Raw genomic sequence first — 19,252 nt, forward strand, 5'->3', positions numbered from 1 at the left:
TGACTTCGCCCTTGGAGTTGGGTGTCCACGTGCCCATGGTGAACGGGCCTGAGCCGATCGGGACCAGCTTGACAGCATCAGCGCCAAGCGTATCGAAGGCGGTCTTGCTGTCCAGGCGAACTGTCGTGTCGTTGATGTCGAACTCGCTGATCGGTATGCCCCAGAAGATGTCCGTTACCAGCGGAGCCTTCACGGTGTAGTCGTCGATTGCCTCGGCCGGGCCGAAGGTGCCGCCGAGCTGCGCACCAATCGCGGCGCCCAGGCTGGGGTTCACCACGGCGTTCTGCCTGTTCATGTTCCAGGCTACGTCGTGCGCGGTGATGTACCCAAAGTCCTGCCCTGCGAATGCCTCAGGAGTGTTGACCTTGAGGTCGTCGCGGATGACGAGGGTAAGCTCCGTGCCAGCGTCGTTGATGCTCCATGACTCAGCCGCGAACGGCGTGAGCGGATCCACACCGTTGTGGACCAGCAGCTGGTCGAAGAAGCCCATCTGGATCTCGCCCGGGCTTCCGCCGTAGGTCTGAACCTCGAAGTCGCCGAACTGTTCCGCAACTTCAGGTATTGCCATTGTGATCGTTATGTCCCGCTTCATTGCCATCGCCGGGGCCGCGGCCGCGGCCGTCGGCTGGGCCGCCGGGGCCGCTGGTGCCGTTGTTGGGGCAGCGGCGGGCGCTGGTGCGGCCGGTGCCGTTGTTGGGGCAGCGGCGGGCGCGGGTGCGGGTGCGGGCTCTTCTTCCTCAGCGCTACATGCTATCGTTAACAATGCAGCCATCAGAAGCATGGCCAGCACGACCGCGCTTATCTTACCTAAAGAACGCATATGCTCTATCTCCTTCGTATCCCCCTAGACACGGTTTCCCATTATTGACGATTCATGTTGTAGGCTAGTGACTGATTTGTCAAGTCTGGGGAAGCTAAATTGCTAATGAAATCCACCGAACAACTAGCTTGCCGCTCTAGTAGCAACAATCATTACGTAGTCAGTGATTGGGGCTCGAGTGTAATTCGCACAATAGTGACGCATGTCGCGCGCAAGGGGAAGTGCAGAGTTTGACTAGGCTTCGAACGACAAGAGGCTTTCTGGATGCCATGCTACGTGAAGGTGGAGACATCGGCTTGGTGCTGCTTGCTCGAGGTCTGCTCGGCCTGGCTTGCTCTGCAATCAGCGGATTCGTAGTTTGGCTGGCAATTTGGTCGTATGTTCATGGGCCTGCCCTCACGGGAAACACCTTTATTGTCACTCTGTCCCTTGTCATAGGGGTCCCTTCTGGGCTGATCACTGCTATTCTGTGGCACAATCTGGAGACCCCGCGCCGCATACGGTGGCTGTTTGCGTTAATTGCCCTGGGTGTGGCGATAGTGGCCCCGTATCTCGTCGTACTGATAAAGGGCGTCAATACCTATTACGGCCTGTTCTTCGGAGTGCTCCGTCTTCCAGTCATAGACGTCTCCGACTCCCTGTACACCATGATTATCGCCTCTTCAGTGGCAGCCAACGCGGTTGCGGCAGTACTCGCGACCTACCGGATGTCCAAATACCGGGAGATCTGAGCGCCGCACTTCACTCGATTGACACTCCTCCGAACTCAAACCTACAATTCCGCTGATTCTGCACACTCTGGGAGCGTACAATGGCCCGACCAGTCCTCAAGACCGCACTCTGCGACCTGCTGAACGTTGAGTACCCCATCTGCCTTGCCGGTATGGGGGGAAGATGGACCCCTCCCGAACTGGTAGCCGCCGTATCGAATGCTGGCGGTCTCGGGGTGATGGGAGGATCAGGCATACAGGTCGACGAGCTTCGTCAGCGCATCCGCAAGGTCAGAGAGCTGACAGACAAGCCCTTCGGCGTTGACCTGTTGCTTCCCGTTGTCACAGGCTCGGTCGAACGCGGGGGCAGTGATGGACAGCAGGAGTCCGAGGTCGACGCAGTCCGCAGGCAGTATCCCAGACACGCCGAGTTCGTCGACACGCTGATGGCGGAGTTCGGACTCGACCGGGTCGACCCACCTCCACCTCCCAAAGAAATTGGAATTGCCCTTGCCCGAAGCCAGGTAGACATGATCCTGGAAGAGGATGTGCAGGTCTTCGCGGCCGCACTTGGAGACCCCGGCTGGATGGTGCCCCAGGCGCACGACAAGGGTGTGATTGTGATGGGACTCGCCGGCAGTGTCCGCAATGCCCAGCGCCAGATCGCCGCTGGAGTTGACATCGTTGTCGCGCAGGGCACTGAGGCCGGCGGACACACGGGACGAATCGCCACCATGCCACTGGTGCCGCAGATAGTCGACGCGATATCTCCGAAACCGGTCGTTGCAGCCGGGGGCATCGCCAATGGACGGGGTATAGTCGCATCACTAGCCCTGGGCGCTGAGGGAGCCTGGCTTGGTACCGCGTTCCTTGCAGCCAAGGAGTGCGGAATCTACCCGCAGCAGCAGCAGTCCATCATCAGAGGACGCTCCGAGGACTTCCAGATTTCAAGGTCATTCACGGGGAAGACCGCACGCCAGTACCAAGGGCCGATTGTGCAGGCGTGGGCAGCGTCAGGGCTGGAACCGCTCGATATGCCGCTCCAGGGCGTTCTGATGTCCACTTTCAACCAGGCAGCCGAGAAGGCCCAGCGTTACGACCTTGTCTTCAACCCGGCAGGGCAGGGTGCAGGCATGGTCAATGAGGCACGCCCAGCTGCCGACATCATGGCCGACCTAGTGGACGAGACCGTGTCAGTCTTGAACGAGGTGAAAGAGCGCGTGACGATCTAGGTGCAGAGGCTAGACGATTACGCCCTGCTCCCGGAGCGTCGGCAATTCCTCCGGCGATACACCGAACATCTCTGTCAGTAGCTCGTCTGTGTGCTCGGAGTATTGGGGCGCAGCTTCGACCGTGACTGGCGACTTCTCCAGTTTCACCGGACAGCCAATCATCCGATAGTCGCCCCGGTCCGAGTCCTCCACCGTCACCAGCATTTCGCGTGCTTCCAGGTGCTCGTTCTCCAGCACTTCGAGCGGAGTCAGGACCGGTCCGCACCACGCTCCGGCCGCGGCGAGCGTCTTGAACGCCTCCGTCTTGGAGCGCTGCATCGTCCACTCCTCGATAACGGCCAGGATCTCGTCCGCGTGCTGACCCTGGAACTCGGCCTCAGAGTATCGTTCATCCGCAAGCAGGTCCTCGCGACCGATGAGCGCTAGGATCAGTTCCAGCATCGCTCCCCGGACGTTGATCATCACGTAGTCGTCCGGTCCGCCTGGCGCGCATCTGAACACCTGTGGAACGGCGCTCCATCCACGCGTACCCGGTCGGCCTCCCCACTCACCCTTGCCCAGGGGGTGGATCATGCTGATGCGCATCAGGTTCAGCACGCCGTCCTGCATCGACACTTCTACCTTCTGCCCCTCACCAGTGTTGTCTCTCTGCCTGAGCGCGGCCAGGATGCCGATAGCCATGTGCAGGCCCGTACCAGAGTCGCCGGCACCAACTCCGACCGACATCGGAGGACCGTCCGGGTAGCCCGTTACGGCCATCAGTCCTGCCGTAGCCTGCGCAGCTAGTTCGTAAGACTTGTAGTCTGAGTATGGTCCCCAGGTGCCGAAACCCTTGATCGTGGCGTAGATTACACCCGGATTGATCTCCTTAAGACGATCGTAACTGAACCCCAGGCGCTCCATTACGCCATTAGAGAAATTCTCCAGTACCACGTCCGCCCACTCGACCAGCTTCGTGAAGATCTCGCGTCCCCGCTCGGTCTTAAGATTCAGCGTGATGGCACGTTTGTTGCCGTTGAAGATCGTGAAGTAGACGCTGTCCTGGTCGTCCCGCGCGGCGAGTTCCCAGCGTGTACTGTCGCCACCTGTGGTGTCCTCGACCTTGATTACGTCGGCTCCCAGGAAGCCCAGGAGCTGAGCGCACGATGGCCCAGCCTGCACCCGGCTCAGATCTACGATTTTGACTCCGGCGAGTGCCTTGTCCATCAATGTGCTCCTATCAGTTTTTGCCTGTTAGTTCTCTCGTGAAGTCGAATTGTAGCATCAGCCCCCGAGTACGGAGCCGATGAAGTCACGCTGACCTCGTGCGAAGTCCGCGGACCTGGACCTGGGACGACCCTCCAATTGGACTTCCAGCAGTTTCAGAGCACCCGCGCCGGTTGAGACGAGCACTCGATCTCCCTGATCGATACACACTGTGCCCGGTTCGGCCTGACAGTCTTCTGGAATGACCTTACCTCGCAAGACCTTTAGCGTACTGCCGTTCCAGGAAGTGAAGGTTCCTGGCCAGGGAGTGAACGCCCTGATCCTGCGCTCAATCTCGATCGCTGACTCTGACCAGTCTATGAGGCCGTCTTCGCGTTTCAGGAGCCGCGTAATCGTCGCCTCATGGTCGTCCTGGCTGGACGGGGTGATATTTCCGCTGACCCACTCGTCGAGGGTCTGTACCAGAAGATCGGCTCCAAGATCGAAGAGTCGATTTGTCAGCTTGTCAGATGTCTCGTCATTACCGATGACAACACTCTCTTGGGCCAGAAGGGGCCCGGTGTCCATTCCCTCGTCAAGGAGCATGATGGTGACGCCACTCGTCTCTTCTCCTTCGAGGATCGCTGAGATTACAGGCGATGGGCCCCGGAACTTAGGCAGCAGGGACGGATGGATGTTCAAGCATCCATACTCGGGAGTCTCCAGCACGACCTTCGGGAGGAACAGCCCGTATGCGGCGACAACGATAGCGTCCGCTTCCAGTGCAGCGAGCTGATCACATGCCTCTGGACTGTTCCTGAGCGACGCAGGCTGGAAAACCGGCAGGTTGTGCTGCTCGGCAAACTCCTTCACCGGAGAGGGCCTGAGCCTTCGGCCCCTGCCGGCTCGCCTGTCCGGTTGAGTGAACACGCCGACGACATCGTGCCCGCGCCTGAGCAGGGCATCCAGCGACGGTACCGCAAAGGCCGGCGTGCCCATGAACACAACTCTGAGTATTGGATAGCTCACTGGCAGCCAACTCCAGACACGTCTATGCCTTCAAAACGCACGGGGTCGCCAACCTGGATACCCAATTCGGCGACTTTCCCAGCGTTGATCTCGAGCACATACCTGACAGGACTGCCGGGCCGGTAGGTTGGAAGGGACCCGGAGGCCGTTCCTTGCGGCGGGGGAGGCACATCGGTGTGTAGGTCCACCACGCTGCAGTTGTCTCCTATCCACACGAAATCCAGCGGAATCAGCATCTCCTTCATCCAGAAGCTTGGAGTTCTGGCTGAATCATAGACGAAGAGCATACCAGTCGAGTCCGGGAGACTCTCCCGGCCGGACAATCCGCGACTGCGCTCCTGGGATGTCGCCGCAATCTCCACTTCAAACCACGAGGCACCTATTGCGACAGCTGGTCCACTCGGCCCACTCGAATCAGCACATGCAATGCCTATTAGTACGCCGAGTGAGATGGCAACTTGGACCAGGGACACGTTAGCTGTTGTTCACGCCATCTGGACCCAGGTCGCGCCGTTGCCGCCACGCTCCCTGGGCTCAGGTCCAAAGTCGCTGACCGACCGATGGTAACGAAGGTGGTCACGTACCACATTTCTCAGCACGCCTGAGCCGCGTCCGTGGATCACCCTTAGCTTGGAGGCTCCATCGAGAATGGCGCGATCCAGGAATTCGTCCAGGTTAACCTGCGCGTCAGCTGCTCGCATTCCCCGGATGTCCAGCTCGATGCTCTGCATAGGCGGTGAGACATCCGTCGTCACGCGAGGAGTGTCTGCTTCAGGGTCATCGTCATGGTCACTGTCCACTCGCGACAGCCTGTGAAGGTCGACGGTTACTCGCACTCGGCCTATGCTGACCTCCGCCTCGTCGCTCTGCCGGTGTATCTCAACGATCTCTCCGGTGAGGTTCATGCCCCTGACGAACACCTTGTCCCCCTCTTGCAGGGGACGAGACACAGGCTGCACCCGCTGTACCGGGGCCCTCTCGGGGACTTCGACGGAGGCCAGGTCGCGGCGAATACGCTCCACACGGTCATACGTCGGAGGAGGACTGCCGCCCGCCACTGCTGGGACTCCCCATCGCAGCGACGCCTCGGCGCCGTCGAGTCTTCGGCTTATCTCCTGGAACCGCTGAAGGATGCTCCTCCGGGTGGACTCCATCAGGTCGTCCCTGTGATTGACAAGAAAGTCGACCTGCTTCTCCAACTCCTCACGCAGCGACTCCACCTCGGCACGTGCTTTGGAAGCCTCCTCGACGTTTGTCAGTAGCTGCTGTCGCTCGCGCTGCAGTTCGGTCAACCAGTCCTCGAACAGCAGGTGCTGCGGCTCGATGAGGTTTCGAGCCTCCTCCAGGATTTCACTCGGAAGCCCCAGGCGCTCCGCAACCGCCATCGCGTAGCTCCTGCCAGGCGTTCCTATGGTCATTTCGTAGGTCGGCGCCAGCGTGTCCGGGTCGAGCTGGAAGCTCGCGTTCAACATGCCGTCCGATGTGTCGGCGAAAGCGGCCACGCTCCTGTGGTGGGTTGTCACTATCGTTGCCGCTCCGCTGTTCGCCAGGTGTGAAATCACCGCCTTTGCCAGGGCTGAACCCTCTTCCGGGTCGGTGCTGGTACCCAACTCATCGAGCAGGACGAGCGACTGTGGTCCCGCATGGCGGAGAATCTTCCCTACGTTGAGGATGTGCGACCCGAACGTCGATACGGAGTCCGAGATGCTCTGCTGGTCGCCGATGTCCGCGAAAACGCCATCGAACACCGGCAGCGCGCTACCTTCATCGGCGGGCACTCTCAGACCCGACTGGTGCATCAGCGCTGCCAGCCCCGCGGTCTTCATTGCGACAGTCTTTCCCCCTGTGTTTGGTCCGGTTATCACGAGTGCTGACCAGTCGGGCCCTATGTGGGCCGTCAGCGGCACGACGTCGTCTTCCAGCAGCGGATGCCTCGCTCGGATGAGTCGGAGTCGTTGTCCAGCCGCAGCTGTGGCAGGGGTGACCGCGTCCAGTCGCCTGCTGTACCTGGCCCGCGCAAGTGCGAGGTCAAGTTTTGCCGTGGTCCGGTTGGCAATCCTGATGTCGTCAGCAACAGCGCCTACGAGAGTCGACAGGTCCCGGAGCACGCGAGTGACCTCTCGCTCCTCTTCCAGGGCCAGCTCACGCCAGTCGTTGCAGAGTTCAACGGTCGTGAAAGGCTCAACGAACACCGTTGCGCCGGTATTTGACGCATCGTGGACGATGCCTGCAACGCGATGCCGCCTGTCAGCCCTCACGGGTACGACGAGTCTGTCTCCCCGTACCGAGATTATCGGCTCCTGGAGAGCGTCCCTACCGGTATTCGAGCCGATGAACTGCTGCAGCGCCTCTGTGACACGTTCGTGGGCTGATCGCACCTGGCTTCGCAGTGCTCGCAGGGATGGAGTAGCGTCGTCCGCAACATCGCCCCTGACATTGATCTTCGAGCGTATCTGCCGTCGCAGCTCTCTGAGATCGGGAATCACGCTGGCCAGGTCCGCCATAAGTGGCGCTATCCGACTGGCCCTCGAGATCGAGTTTCGAGCCCTGCTGTGCACCTCCAGCGATCCGGCGACTGCCAGAAGTTCCCCGCCGCTGAGTATGCCTCCGAGGGCAGCTCGCGTTACAAGCTCGGTGGTGTCTGAGTCCGAATCCAGACTCAGGTCGTCGATCTCCTCAAGCAGTGCGCAGGCGTCGGCAGTTTCGTCCTGGAGTCTCCCAACTTCGTGTGGGTCGAAAGACGGCTCTATCTCAAGAGCAAGTCGTCTGGCTTCGTGGAACGTGGTCTGGTCAGCGAGCCGTAGGCGTATCTCATCGAAGTCCAGGAGGCTGAGTGCAGACGCGCGCAGGTCTTCAAGCTCGGCGGCCTGATCACTCTCCGACTCAGGGGTATTCAAGGGATGCAACGGCGTGAGTCAACTCCACCGCCAATTGTAGCAGGTGCTGACTACGGCAAAGCACACAGATACCAGCTTCAGACGCGAGGGTTGCGAGCCCGTTTGTCGACCAAGCCGTCAACCGTCAGGATCTTCAGCGTGCTGAGGACAGCCTGGGCAACGCTATCTTCATCCAACTGCCCGGATGCCCTTACGCCAATGCTCTCCACGATTCGGCGTACGCTTCTGCTTCCATCGATCTCACAGACAAGGCTGGCAACGAATGGGCTGACCGCGACGCCTTCAGGACGCTGAGGACTGATGAGCACATCGCTCCATTGGAACTGTCCCTCAGCGAAAATTGGCCTCCGATCAACCGTCGCGCCTCGCGCCAAGGCCGGTACGTCTTCAAGGGCTGTATTAGCACCGAAGCCCTTTGCCTTCTCCTGTCTCTCAGACTCCAGTGCTCTAACCGAACTACTGAACTCCTCAGGTAGGGCCCCCTTGGACAGCACAGCCCGTTCGTAGCCCCTTGCGGACTGCCCGGCAACGGCACGAACGAACGACTTCCGAGCCTCGTCGTCTTCGGGCTCTCCCAGTATGCGACGACTTTCCCAGAAGTAGGACTCCACTGTCCTGTTGCTCGCGTAGAAGAGTGCTGCCAGTTCGCGGAAGTGGCTGTACTCCGTGTGATACAGCTCCTGGTACACGCGAGCCGCCGGGCCGCGCATGGAAGGATCGTTGCGGCAAGCGTCCAGGTAGGCGGCAGCCATGACAGCCGACATCATCGCAAGATGGACTCCCGACGAGAAGAGCGGATCGACGAAGCACGCGGCGTCGCCAACGAGAATCCACCCCTCGCCAACTGTCTGAGTCGATGTGTAAGACCAGTCTTTGACTACGTGCGGCCCATCTGTCAGACGTGCGCTCGACAGCATCTTGCTGCTCAGTGATGTGGAATCCAGCTGTCTCCTGAAGTAGCCATCGACACTATATTCCGCGATGCCGGATGCGCCCTGTGCAGAGTCGACGACTATCCCGACGCTGCTCAGTCCTTTCCACAGCGGAATGTTCCATACCCAGCCGTCCTCGTACGACTCTATGAAGATGTTGCTGTTGTCCGGCTCCGGCAGACGCGCCGATCCCCCGAAGTACCCAAAGACGGCCATATTCCGGAAGCGCTCATCCCACCGACGCAGTCCAAGAGCCCGTCCCACAATGGCAGACTGCCCACTCGCGTCGACTATCCACTCAGCTTCGATCGTCCCGCTGGCCCCGTCGTCTGTGCGATAGCTAAGTGAACTGACCTGATCAGCGCCGCAGTCAACGCCAGTGACCTGGCAGCCTTCGTGGACGTGAACACCAGCAGTACGAGCATTGTCCAGGAGTATCTTGTCGAAGGTCGGACGCCACACCTGGTAGGCGTGAGGATACGTCCGGTTGGTCTCGCTGAAGTACCAGCTCCAGGGCTCCGGCTCTCGTCCCCAAAGCATGGTCGCTCCCCACTTCTTGGGGAATCCTGCTGCCTCCACCTTGTCGAGCACGCCCAGCTCTTCCAGCACAGGCATGGAGGCGGGTAGCAGGGACTCACCGACGTGTTGACGGGGAAAACGCTCGCGCTCCAGCAGGGCGACTCGCCAACCTCTCTTGGCAAGCAGTGTAGCGGCGCTGCTTCCGCCTGGCCCACCGCCGATTACGACGGCATCATAGTTGTCGGTGAGCGACATCACCTCCGTCACCCCGTACTCCGATACGGGGCTACGACGCCCGCTGGTAGATCTGGATGCGGTGGCGGTTGCTCTCCGTGACGTACAGCCGACCTTCGCCGTCCAGCTTTACTGACACAGGAGACCAGAACAGCTTCTCGAAGTGAGACGACTCTTCGTGCGGGTCGTCAGGGTCGTATAGTTCGATGTCGGGTTCCAGATCGGCACGGCTCCTGGCCGCGGCTTCTTCCTTGTTCACGCCAAGAAAGATCTTGGCCCACTCCGACTCTGTGGCCTCACCTCGGAGCTTCTGGACAAACTCTCCGCCAGGTCCGAAGACCTGCACTCGTTCGTTCCCCCAGTCGGCGACGTATACCAGGCCCCTCTCGTCGACCACTACGCTGGACGGCCGTCTCAGCTCTCCATCGCCCCTTCCAGAATAGCCGTAGGTCGCCACATAGTCTCCGGTTGCCGTAAACCTCTGCACCCTGTCGTTTCCCCAGTCGGCTACATACACATCGCCATCCGGAGCCACCGCCAGCCCCCACGGTAAATCAAACTCGCCGTCGCCGGTGCCTTGAGAGCCAAAGCTGTCGATCGAAGCGCCGCTTGCCGTGAACCGCTGCACGCGGTGATTGTGCGTGTCTGAGACGTACACTGTGTCGTTGGGTCCCACGGCCACGCTTGATGGCCCATCCAACTCGCCCTCAGCGTTGCCGGTCGTTCCCCAGTTCGACAGGAAGTTGCCTTCGAGGTCGAACACAGAAACTCGATTAGCGTACTCGTCGGCGATGTAGACTCTTCCCTGGCTGTCCTCAGCAATACCGCAGGCTTGGACAAACTGACCGTCGCCATTGCCGGCGGCCCCGAACGTACCGTAATAATCGCTGTTGATGTCACACATGGTCACCCGCACACCACGTTCGACGCCGTCGACCGACCGGTTGACGACATACAGACGCCCATGCGACGTGGGGAGCGTGTCCACAGGGTAGTAGAAGCCGCGTCCCTCCATCACTGACATCCCTACGGTCAGGCTGTACTCGAGAATCTTGGACGCTGTCTGTGCTGCACTGGCAACCAATGGGGTTCCTCCGGTTAGTTAAGCCGCTGGAGCGTTCCGTAACTGAACTGAATCGAGACTGACTCGCCCCTCGAGGCGTGACCTCAGGCCGATCACGCCCTCTGGAAATCGTGCGTCGCGGCGGTCAGTCTGAGCATCTCTAAGACCTTGTTCCTGGAGTGCTCGCCCATTTCCGCACGCTTGCGAAGAACTCCTCGGGTCGCATCAGAGATTGCGATCGCCCCCAGATTCTCGAGGCACAGGGCAACCAGGTCGTCAGGGGAGGGATCGGGATCTGCGCTAATGATCGAGTCCACCATCCTCCGCACACCTGCCTTGGACTCATCCCCGAGTTGCTCGGATGCGAAGTTGATCCGCTCGATCAGGGTTCCTGTATCTACCCACTCAACACCCTGGTGCCAGCCCTCGACGCTGGGGGGATTTGTCAACATCTGTCCCATGAAGTTGGTCTGGAAGTACCTGTCCAGGATCTCGCGCCTGGGACGGTCGAACTCGTTCGTGAGCCTTAACACACCCGTGACGAACTCAGCCGGGCCCTTCACCTTTTCGTAACGAACGTCTTCAGACTTGAAGGAGTCCGAGTTGAGCAGGGTTTCCAGCATGGCCTTGATGCTGTGGTCGTTGTCGAAATAGGCCTGAGCCAGGATGTCGATTGCTTCGGGATCCCTTGGAGGAGTGTATGGCCACGAGGGCACCGGCGGCTCATCGGCTACGAAGAAGTGGTACATGTGCCTGGCGATGAATCGCGCGGTCGCCTCCTGCTCGCAGATGATCCTGATGATGTCTTCACCGTTAAGGTTGCCCGTATTACCCAGGAAGGTCTTCTCTCCGTCGTCGTGGTCGTCTTCTCTGAACTCGAAGTGCCATGCGATTCGGCCGTATGGCCAGTCCGAGTCCCGCATCGAGCGCAGCACCATGTACTCGGTGTTGCCAAGCGTCCAGCCTGTGAACGCCCGCGCGCACTCCTTGATGTCATCCTCGGAGTAGTTCCCGACTCCCATGGAGAAGAGCTCGAGTAGCTCTCGACCCCAGTTCTCGTTGATCGCATCCTTGTGGTTGTCCTGGTTGTCAAGCCACACGATCATCGCTGGGTCTTTGGCAAGCTCCAGCAGCAGATTGTCGAAGCGGCCCATGCCGTGCAGTCTGAACGTCCTGATCTGGTCGGACAGCGCCTTTCCGTGAATGACCTTCGGGTATCCGGTGGCAAAGATTCCGTGCCAGAACAGCGCCACTTTTTCGTGAAGGGGCGCCTTGGTCGTGATCATCCGGTACAGCCAGTGTGCCGGCCCACCCTGGGGTGTCAGCATCCCGGACTGCTCAAAGTGGAACCGCCTTGCGAGGAACACCTCAGCCCACTCAGGCTCGGACGGATTGATGAGGTCATTGACGGCAGCCTCGTAGCCTCGTTCCGCCCATTCCTCTATCTCGTCACGACTGCCTCCGAAGGCTGCCCGCCGCAGCAGATGCGCAATCAGGTTGGTGTCAGTCTTGGTGCTCACTACCATGTGGTACCTCGCTGGTCGTAATTAGCTACTTTCAGGAGAGATTATTGCAGATGTGAGTGATAGTCAATTCTGAGCTGTTTACGGTCAGTCCCCCTCGAGTCGGGTCAGTTCCGGCCAGATGCTCTGCATTTGCCAGCAATCCAGTGACTGCAGTCTTGCGCTACCTCCCCTTGCGAAGAGAGAAACGCCCCTGCTGTCTTCACGACCCGGATATACCCGCACTGTCAGGCACTGTCTATCGTTCGCAAACACCTCAATGACACTGCGGTCGATGAACACTCTGAGTTCGAGAGGTTCGTCCTGTGCCAGTGCCAGAGGGCCGATCTCGGCTGAACGTGCCCAGACGTCGTCTCTGGCTGACGACTCGGAGACGTCTATCTGGAGCGAGCTGGTCTCGAATCGCCGGTGGTCGTTCGGGTAGAGCGATATCCGCGTTCTCTCCGACCCGTCTGGGGAGCGCAGGATGTAGAATCCCACTTCCCTCGCCGTTCCAGGATCGATCGTCGCCCTGAGCTCGATTGCCTTGCCTCCGATGCCGTCCAGAATAATTTCCTCGTTGGCCGGAATCTCCATCGCCCCTACCGAGCGATGGTCAGACCGCAGAGACTCGACCTCACTCACTGGCGCCATCTGAAGTATGTTGGCCGAGTCCAACCAGTAGTGACGTGGCAGCGTCATCATCTCGTCGGTCTCTTCTGTATCTCTGCCCTTGTGGAGGTTGAAGATACCCAGATACTGGCCTGAGTCATCTATCGTCGCCGAAGGCGCGTGCAGGCTGCCCACGACCCAGGGTCCATAGTTCATGCGCCCGTGCGACTCCGGCGTGAATTGATGAGTGTCGGCGTCGTACCTGCCTACGTAGTAACGTCCGGCCCGCTTGTGGCTGAAGAGCAGTAGCATGTGCCTGCCGTTGCCGATCGGCCAAAAGTTGGGTACCGCCGCGTCTTCTCCAGGCTCTGCGAAGAAGGCATCCTCCATCAGGGGGCCCAGGTATTCCCACTCAGAGAGGTCACTGGACCTGAATAGATGGTCGACGCCGACCGCGTCGAATCCACGCTGGCCGTCTTGATAGGTGCCGGAGATCGAGTAGTAGCCGTCGTCTTCCTTCCATATGCACGGGTCAAACACGCGGTACCCGGCGTCGCCGGTCCCCTGGTTGGTTCCTGGAATCACCGGGTTGTCGGGATGCTTCTCCCAGTTCAGCAGGAGGGGATCGGACGCCGTCGCGATGGCGTTGCCGGATTGTGTGCCGTGATAGATGGCTATCACCCGGTCATCCTCGACGAGTGACTGTCCGCTGAAGCAGTCCCGCTCCACGTCCGGGTAGAGCGCCATTGGGAGATCACGCCAGTGGATCAGGTCATCGCTCACCGTGTGTCCCCAGTGAACGCGATCTATCCCGACCGGTCTGAACTGGTAGAACATGTGATAACGACCCTGCCACTGGCACAGCCCGTTCGGGTCATTCATATAGTTTTCAGGCGATGAGAAGTGATAGAGCGGCCTGTAGGGGTCGACCTCGGCCAGTCTCTCGCGCGACTCCCTGAATCTGCGCACAGTCTCATCGGCCTGGATGGCCCGGAACTGCTCGTCGAGTGTGTCCGGATACACCTCTCCTTTGAGTGGTTCCCCTGAGAACGCCTGTGTCACTTACTGACCTCCGTACTCGTAATCGGCATGCTGTAGACCTGTGGTCGAGTATAGCAGTTGACCAATCTGCTAAAGTTGCCCTCGCGAAATCTTCCGATGAGGTGTCACATGTCTATCTTGCCGCTCGACCCACACCCCAGAAGGCGCGTTCCCGTGCTCGATTCCGGGATGTCTTACGTCGACACTGGCGTAGGCACCCCGGTCGTCTTCCTTCACGGCAACCCCACCAGTTCTTTCCTGTGGAGGAACATCATCGCAGAGGTCAAGCCTGCAGCTCGATGCCTCGCTCCCGACCTTATTGGTATGGGCCGGTCGGGCAGGGCGCCATCAGGCTCCTACAGGTTCGTCGAACACGCGCGCTACCTCGATGCCTGGTTCGATGCAATTGGAATTAGAGAAGACATCATCCTGGTTGGACACGATTGGGGATCGGCGCTGGCGTTCCACTGGGCCAACCGGCACCGCGATCGGATCGCGGGACTCGTCTACATGGAAGCCATCGTCCAGAGCCTGACGTGGGAACAGTGGCCGGACGCCGCAACCAGGGTGTTCCAGGGGTTCAGGTCGGACTCAGGAGAGTCGATGGTCCTTGATAACAACGTCTTCGTTGAACGCGTTCTTCCCGGCAGCATCATTCGAGACCTTACAGAACAGGAGATGGCTGTCTACCGGGAACCATTCCTGGAGCCTGGAGAGTCACGTCGTCCGACTCTCACGTGGCCACGTGAGATCCCGCTGGGTGGCCAACCTGAAGACGTTGTACAGATCGTCGATGACTACTCAGCGTGGTTATCTGGATCAGACGTACCCAAGCTCTTCATCAACGCCGACCCTGGGGCCATCTTGACCGGAACTCAACGTGACTATTGCCGGACCTGGCACAACCAGAGAGAGGTCACGGTGAAGGGCGTCCACTTCATCCAGGAAGATTCACCGGACGAGATCGGACAGTCGATCGTGCAGTGGCTTGGTGATATCGAGTGACAGGCCTCGTCACACTCCTGATTACCTGGAGAAGGGCCCTGAACTTTTGAGTGAAGACAAGGTCCGCTGCTTCATAGCCGTCGAGCTGTCTGCAGAGGCGAAAGCAGAGGTCCAACGACTCACCAAGGCCGTTTCAGAACTGGAAATACGCGGCGTTCGAGCGGTCCGGCCTGAAGGAGTGCACGTCACGCTCCGCTTCCTTGGGGACATCGAATCCGACGCTGTCCCCAGGGCAATCGCCGCGATTCGCGCCTCGGCATCCCAGTCTCGACCGTTCGACTTGTCTCTAGTCGAGGTTGGCGCTTTTCCCAATACCCGGTCAGTGAGAGTCCTCTGGGCTGGAGTGTCAGGCGATATTGACGATCTGGAGGAACTTCACGAGCGCGTTGAGAGTGAGTTAGCAGCCGTAGGATTCAGTCGGGACAGACGCCGTTTCAATCCACATATCACGCTGGCCAGGCTTCGTGAAAGGGTCTTGGGTTCAGACAGGCGCCGGGTCGTTGACAAGGTCTCGACGGTGGGGCACGCGAGAGTTGCATTCAGGGTGGATGCAATCACTCTCTTCCAGAGCACGCTTCACCCGGAAGGGTCCATCCACACTCCCCTGTGTCGCGTACGGTTCGTGGACTGATTGGCGAGGCTGCGATCCCTCCCTGTGAGAGGGCTTGTATCGCGGTGACAATCCGCAGGGAAGGCAACGGATCAGGTTCGATCTCGATCGTTGTCGAGTCGAGTCTCGAGTCGCATCAACGCATCCTGTGTGGCCCGGATCTCTCTGACTAGCTCTTCCCGTGAAACCGGAGTTTCTATTTCCCGCAGTCGTTCCAACTTGGCTTCGTCCAGGTTGTTGATGATGATCGCGATGAACAGGTTGATCACAACGAACGTGCCCACGATTACGAAGCTGACGAAGTAGATCCAGGCGAGGGAGTGTGCCTCCATTGCCTTGGCCATCACATCAGTCCAGCCCTCCAGTGTAATCACGTTGAATAGGGTGAGCAGAGAGATTCCCAGATTTCCCCAGCTCTCCGGGTCATTTTCGTGGAAGAGGTGATAGCCCATGATCGCGTAGATGTACACGATGATGCTCATCAACATCATCACGTGTCCGACGCTGGGGATAGATCGCACCAGCGCAGCGACGATCAGGCGCAGGTCACGGATAGTTGAGATGAGGCGCAGGACTCTCAGCAGCCGCGCGAGCCGGGCGATCATCGCAAACTGGCCTGTGGCCGGAATGAGTGCGAACACTATCACCAGGAAATCGAAGATATTCCAGCCATCCCTGAAGTACCCGAAGAGACGGGGAGAGGCGGCAACCATCTTGAGTATTGCCTCGGCTATGAAGATGACCAGGGCTGCCTGGTTCCCAATGTGGACCCAGTCCCCGTAGCGATCACTCAACGCCGGAGAAGTCCCAACTCCGAGCAGCACGCCATTGAAGATGATTATCGCTATTATGGCGATCTCGAAGGCTGGCGCGCTGACCACCTTCTCGATAATTTCTATGTAGCGTTTCATAATTGTGAACTGGCTATGAGGTTGCGCGGTATCGTAGCACCGCGTCTTGACGCGGCTCAAGACTGACAGTGCCGGACAGGGACATCTCCTTGTTTCCGGCTCAGGCGCTTTGCTATACTTTCGCGCGGTCTGAAACGTGGATATTCGAGGAGGTATTTGTGGAGGGTAGAGACTTCCCCATCTGTTTGGTTTGTACCGAAGGAAACCTGTTGCCGCTGTCCGACTTCGGAAGCCAGGGCGCGGCCATTCACTACAAGGCTTGGGTCTGCAGCAATCCTGACTGCGGGTTCAATATCAAGATTCGCAACGGCGACGTTTACCTGAACGAGCCAATCGCCAACGGAGCGATGCACTCACCCAGATTAAGGTAACCTGATCAGCTAACAATTGCTGACGAAAGCAGCCCGCCAACCGCGGGCTGCTTTTCGTTTCTGCCGAGTCTGCGTGTGGCTGTGCTATGGCGGTGGTATACTGAATCTGGATCTACGAGACCCTTGGATTATTGCGACCATAAATATGGAAGGCTCTGAGAGGAAGACTCTGCGACTCAGGACTGGAAAGCTGGTAGTCGGCTCCGCCCTAGTTCTGGTCGGCCTGGTCATAGTAATCGCAGTTGGAATCTACTACACACTGGGACGATACAACTCGACTCAGTTGGAGGATCTGAAGTCTGCTGCTCCGGGGCCCATTGCCATGGAGGTTGTACCGACAGAGGTCCCCCAGGTTCGCGGCGCACTGATGCCCGATGGCAGCTTCAAGCCCATACAAACTGCTGCCAAGGAGATTCAGGTACGTGTCGGGGAACAGGCAAATGGCGATCGAGTGCCTGCAAGCAAGCCGGCGACGCCGGTTGCTGTCGTGTTCGCCGTAGAAGCCGAACCGACCGCTTCCGCAGCACCTGACTTGGCACAGTCTGCAATTGCAGAGGATGCCAGCGACCCGTCGGACCATCCTGAAGAACTGAGCGGGGCCGGTCTGGTTTACGCCTACAACGCTATCTATCCCGGCTACCAGATACATCCCAAGTACTGGGACCAGCCGCTTACCGCCGGAGCAGACCTCTACGCATACGGGGCAGTCCTGCGTCCGGACGGTTACGTCAGCATCGACTCGTCACAGGGAATGCCTAGGGGTACAGCGCCTGACGCAAGCCACATCCGAATACCAAGTATAGGGGTCGACTCTGCAGTATCGAATCTGGCGATCATCGACATTGGTGACAGCCGCCAGTACGAGACCCCGAAGCACGTTGTCGGACGAATCCCGGAGACGTCCAATCCCGGTGAACAGGGCAACACCTGGCTGTTCGGACACCTCGAGAGCCCCATCCGGGGAGAGGGCAACGTCTTCCAGAAGCTGCCTGAGATACCAGCACTGGTCAACAGTGGCGACCCCGTCTACGTCAGTCTACTCAATGAAGACGGTGACGAGTTCCTATATCAGATTACCGAGACCGAAGTCGTTCATCAGGACGAAATCCAGCTGTACCAGACCAAAGAGTCCACGATCACGCTCGTGTCGTGCGTTCCACGCCTCGTCTATGACCATCGACTCCTGGTCGTCGGCAAGTTGGTGGGCGTGAAGAAGGCCACCTAGGTTCTCAGTGTTAGTGGGCCGCAGCGGCCAGCGTGTCTCGCATAACGGAGATAAACCGTTCCGCCGGCTTTGAGATCTGCTTGCCCTTCAGCGTCACGATCCCTCCCTGTTCCACGGGCAAAATGTGGGCCAGGCTGACAACACCGAGGTTTTCGTGGTCTTCCGGGTCGATTGCAAGTCGCGGGCCGACCGAGATTCCCATCCCCAGAGCCACGTACCTTTTGATCATGTCCATGCTGTCCAGGTCGACGACGATCTCGTAGCTTATCCCGCGCCTCTTGAACTCAGACTCGAGCAGGTCGCGAGTGTGTGTTCCTTCAGTCATCATAATGAGCGGATACTTCGCAATCTGCTCTATGGACTCCACCGGCTCCTTGGCCAGAGGGTGGTTCGGTGGCGTGATTAGCACCCGCTCGTAGACAAATAGCCCCTCGAACATGAACGCTTCATCTCTGTCGTAGTGTTGAACGATGCCGATGTCTGCATCACCGTCCGCAATCATCCGCATGATTTGCGTTCTGGGAGCCGACCTGATCGTCAGGTGAATCTGGGGATGGATGCTCGCGAAAACCCTCACGACGCTGAGCAGTGTATGCGGGATGATGTCCGGTGTAGCCACCAGAACCACAGGTCCCCGCTCTTCGGCCTCTGACGCCGACTGGACCAGTGCATCGAGACCCTCTACGAGGGGTACCGCCAACTCCTGAAGCCTCTTGCCCGCAAGCGTAAGCTGAATCGGACGCTTAACGCGGTCGAACAGAACTGTGTTTAGCTCCGACTCCAGCTTCTTGATGTGCGTAGTGACCGTGGGCTGCCCCATTCCCAAGTGTTCTGCCGCTCGGGAGATGCTCCTATATCGGGCAGCAGAGCAGAAGCTCCTCAGTTCTCTAATCTCCATTAGATCACCGCCTTACATCAATAGCGAAAATAATAACTATCGAGCATTATCTCTTTACAGGATGCTATGTTCGGGGGATAATGAAATTGTAGAACACAGTATTCTACAAATTGATTCGGATCACAACCTAAGGAGAGTCATAATGATAAACAGAGTAAAGACCATCCTTGGACGCAGACGTGGCATAGACGCCCTGGACAGCTACTTCTTCAACGTCCAGACGCGCAGCAACTGCCCAGGTCCAACCTTCGACGAGGCCCGCAGGGACTTCAAGGAGATGGTCCGCAAGCACATCTACAACTAGTAGATATCGTTTCATCTTCAGGGACGTGGGGCCGTTCCTCCCCTTTGGAACCGGCGGAGATGTCCGTCAGCAGCCCAGTCTAAGGCCCCGCGCCCTTCCAACCCCACACTTGGCGCCGAAGCTCAGTCTTCGGCGCCTATTCTTTCTTTACA

Annotated in this window: 18 protein-coding genes; 7 read left to right on the plus strand and 11 right to left on the minus strand. The window is 58.9% G+C overall.

The window, feature by feature from the left end; translation table 11 throughout:
• The coding region (locus J4G14_03740; GenBank protein MCE2456907.1) for a hypothetical protein at positions 1-820 on the minus strand (820 nt) is incomplete at its 3' end.
• Between the two features lie 269 nt (positions 821-1,089).
• Between J4G14_03740 and J4G14_03745 the strand changes: the two genes are divergently transcribed.
• On the plus strand, positions 1,090-1,551 hold the full coding sequence (locus tag J4G14_03745; protein ID MCE2456908.1) for a hypothetical protein: 462 nt from the start codon (positions 1,090-1,092) through the stop codon (positions 1,549-1,551).
• Between the two features lie 80 nt (positions 1,552-1,631).
• Positions 1,632-2,762: a nitronate monooxygenase gene (locus tag J4G14_03750; protein MCE2456909.1), complete on the plus strand. Its 1,131-nt coding sequence runs from the start codon at positions 1,632-1,634 to the stop codon at positions 2,760-2,762.
• 9 nt (positions 2,763-2,771) lie between these two features.
• On the opposite strand, the gene J4G14_03755 is transcribed toward J4G14_03750, so the two are convergent.
• The 8 genes from J4G14_03755 to J4G14_03790 form a co-directional block, all read right to left on the minus strand.
• Positions 2,772-3,968: a CoA transferase gene (locus tag J4G14_03755; GenBank protein MCE2456910.1), complete on the minus strand. Its 1,197-nt coding sequence runs from the start codon at positions 3,966-3,968 to the stop codon at positions 2,772-2,774.
• 57 nt (positions 3,969-4,025) lie between these two features.
• Entirely contained in the window at positions 4,026-4,976 is a 951-nt protein-coding gene (gene fmt, locus J4G14_03760) for a methionyl-tRNA formyltransferase (protein ID MCE2456911.1), read from the minus strand.
• The gene (locus J4G14_03765; protein MCE2456912.1) at positions 4,973-5,449 is read right to left on the minus strand and encodes a DUF192 domain-containing protein; all 477 of its coding nucleotides are present in this window, start codon (positions 5,447-5,449) and stop codon (positions 4,973-4,975) included. Before J4G14_03765 ends, fmt begins: the two co-directional genes overlap by 4 nt.
• Positions 5,450-5,461: 12 nt before the next feature.
• Positions 5,462-7,882 carry an endonuclease MutS2 gene (locus J4G14_03770; protein MCE2456913.1) on the minus strand — a complete coding sequence of 807 codons (2,421 nt, stop codon included), beginning with the start codon at positions 7,880-7,882 and terminating at the stop codon, positions 5,462-5,464.
• 68 nt (positions 7,883-7,950) lie between these two features.
• A complete protein-coding gene (locus J4G14_03775) occupies positions 7,951-9,591 on the minus strand; it encodes a tryptophan 7-halogenase (GenBank protein ID MCE2456914.1) in 1,641 nt (546 codons plus the stop codon).
• Positions 9,592-9,610: 19 nt separating this feature from the next.
• The gene (locus J4G14_03780; GenBank protein ID MCE2456915.1) at positions 9,611-10,642 is read right to left on the minus strand and encodes an NHL repeat-containing protein; all 1,032 of its coding nucleotides are present in this window, start codon (positions 10,640-10,642) and stop codon (positions 9,611-9,613) included.
• Between the two features lie 92 nt (positions 10,643-10,734).
• Positions 10,735-12,147 carry a DUF1800 domain-containing protein gene (locus J4G14_03785; GenBank protein ID MCE2456916.1) on the minus strand — a complete coding sequence of 471 codons (1,413 nt, stop codon included), beginning with the start codon at positions 12,145-12,147 and terminating at the stop codon, positions 10,735-10,737.
• Between the two features lie 84 nt (positions 12,148-12,231).
• Entirely contained in the window at positions 12,232-13,797 is a 1,566-nt protein-coding gene (locus J4G14_03790; GenBank protein ID MCE2456917.1) for a glycoside hydrolase family 32 protein, read from the minus strand.
• A 96-nt stretch (positions 13,798-13,893) separates the two neighbouring features.
• Here J4G14_03790 and J4G14_03795 point away from each other — a divergent pair, with 96 nt between their 5' ends.
• Positions 13,894-14,781 (plus strand): haloalkane dehalogenase, encoded by an 888-nt coding sequence (locus tag J4G14_03795; GenBank protein ID MCE2456918.1) that lies wholly within the window; start codon positions 13,894-13,896, stop codon positions 14,779-14,781.
• Between the two features lie 46 nt (positions 14,782-14,827).
• Positions 14,828-15,412 carry an RNA 2',3'-cyclic phosphodiesterase gene (gene thpR, locus J4G14_03800; GenBank protein MCE2456919.1) on the plus strand — a complete coding sequence of 195 codons (585 nt, stop codon included), beginning with the start codon at positions 14,828-14,830 and terminating at the stop codon, positions 15,410-15,412.
• Positions 15,413-15,483: 71 nt separating this feature from the next.
• Here thpR and J4G14_03805 read toward each other — a convergent pair whose 3' ends face one another.
• Entirely contained in the window at positions 15,484-16,302 is an 819-nt protein-coding gene (locus J4G14_03805; protein ID MCE2456920.1) for an ion transporter, read from the minus strand.
• A gap of 158 nt (positions 16,303-16,460) precedes the next feature.
• Here J4G14_03805 and J4G14_03810 point away from each other — a divergent pair, with 158 nt between their 5' ends.
• Both J4G14_03810 and J4G14_03815 read left to right on the plus strand, forming a co-directional pair.
• Entirely contained in the window at positions 16,461-16,673 is a 213-nt protein-coding gene (locus tag J4G14_03810; protein MCE2456921.1) for a hypothetical protein, read from the plus strand.
• Between the two features lie 145 nt (positions 16,674-16,818).
• Positions 16,819-17,898, plus strand: coding sequence for a sortase (locus tag J4G14_03815; GenBank protein MCE2456922.1), 1,080 nt, complete (start codon positions 16,819-16,821; stop codon positions 17,896-17,898).
• 10 nt (positions 17,899-17,908) lie between these two features.
• Here J4G14_03815 and J4G14_03820 read toward each other — a convergent pair whose 3' ends face one another.
• A complete protein-coding gene (locus J4G14_03820) occupies positions 17,909-18,796 on the minus strand; it encodes a LysR family transcriptional regulator (protein ID MCE2456923.1) in 888 nt (295 codons plus the stop codon).
• 142 nt (positions 18,797-18,938) lie between these two features.
• On the opposite strand from J4G14_03820, the gene J4G14_03825 reads away from it, so the two are divergent.
• The gene (locus tag J4G14_03825) at positions 18,939-19,100 is read left to right on the plus strand and encodes a hypothetical protein (GenBank protein MCE2456924.1); all 162 of its coding nucleotides are present in this window, start codon (positions 18,939-18,941) and stop codon (positions 19,098-19,100) included.
• The last annotated feature ends 152 nt before the right edge of the window (positions 19,101-19,252 follow it).

This window comes from Dehalococcoidia bacterium, assembly GCA_021295915.1.
Taxonomy (GTDB): domain Bacteria; phylum Chloroflexota; class Dehalococcoidia; order Lucifugimonadales; family UBA1123; genus VXRN01.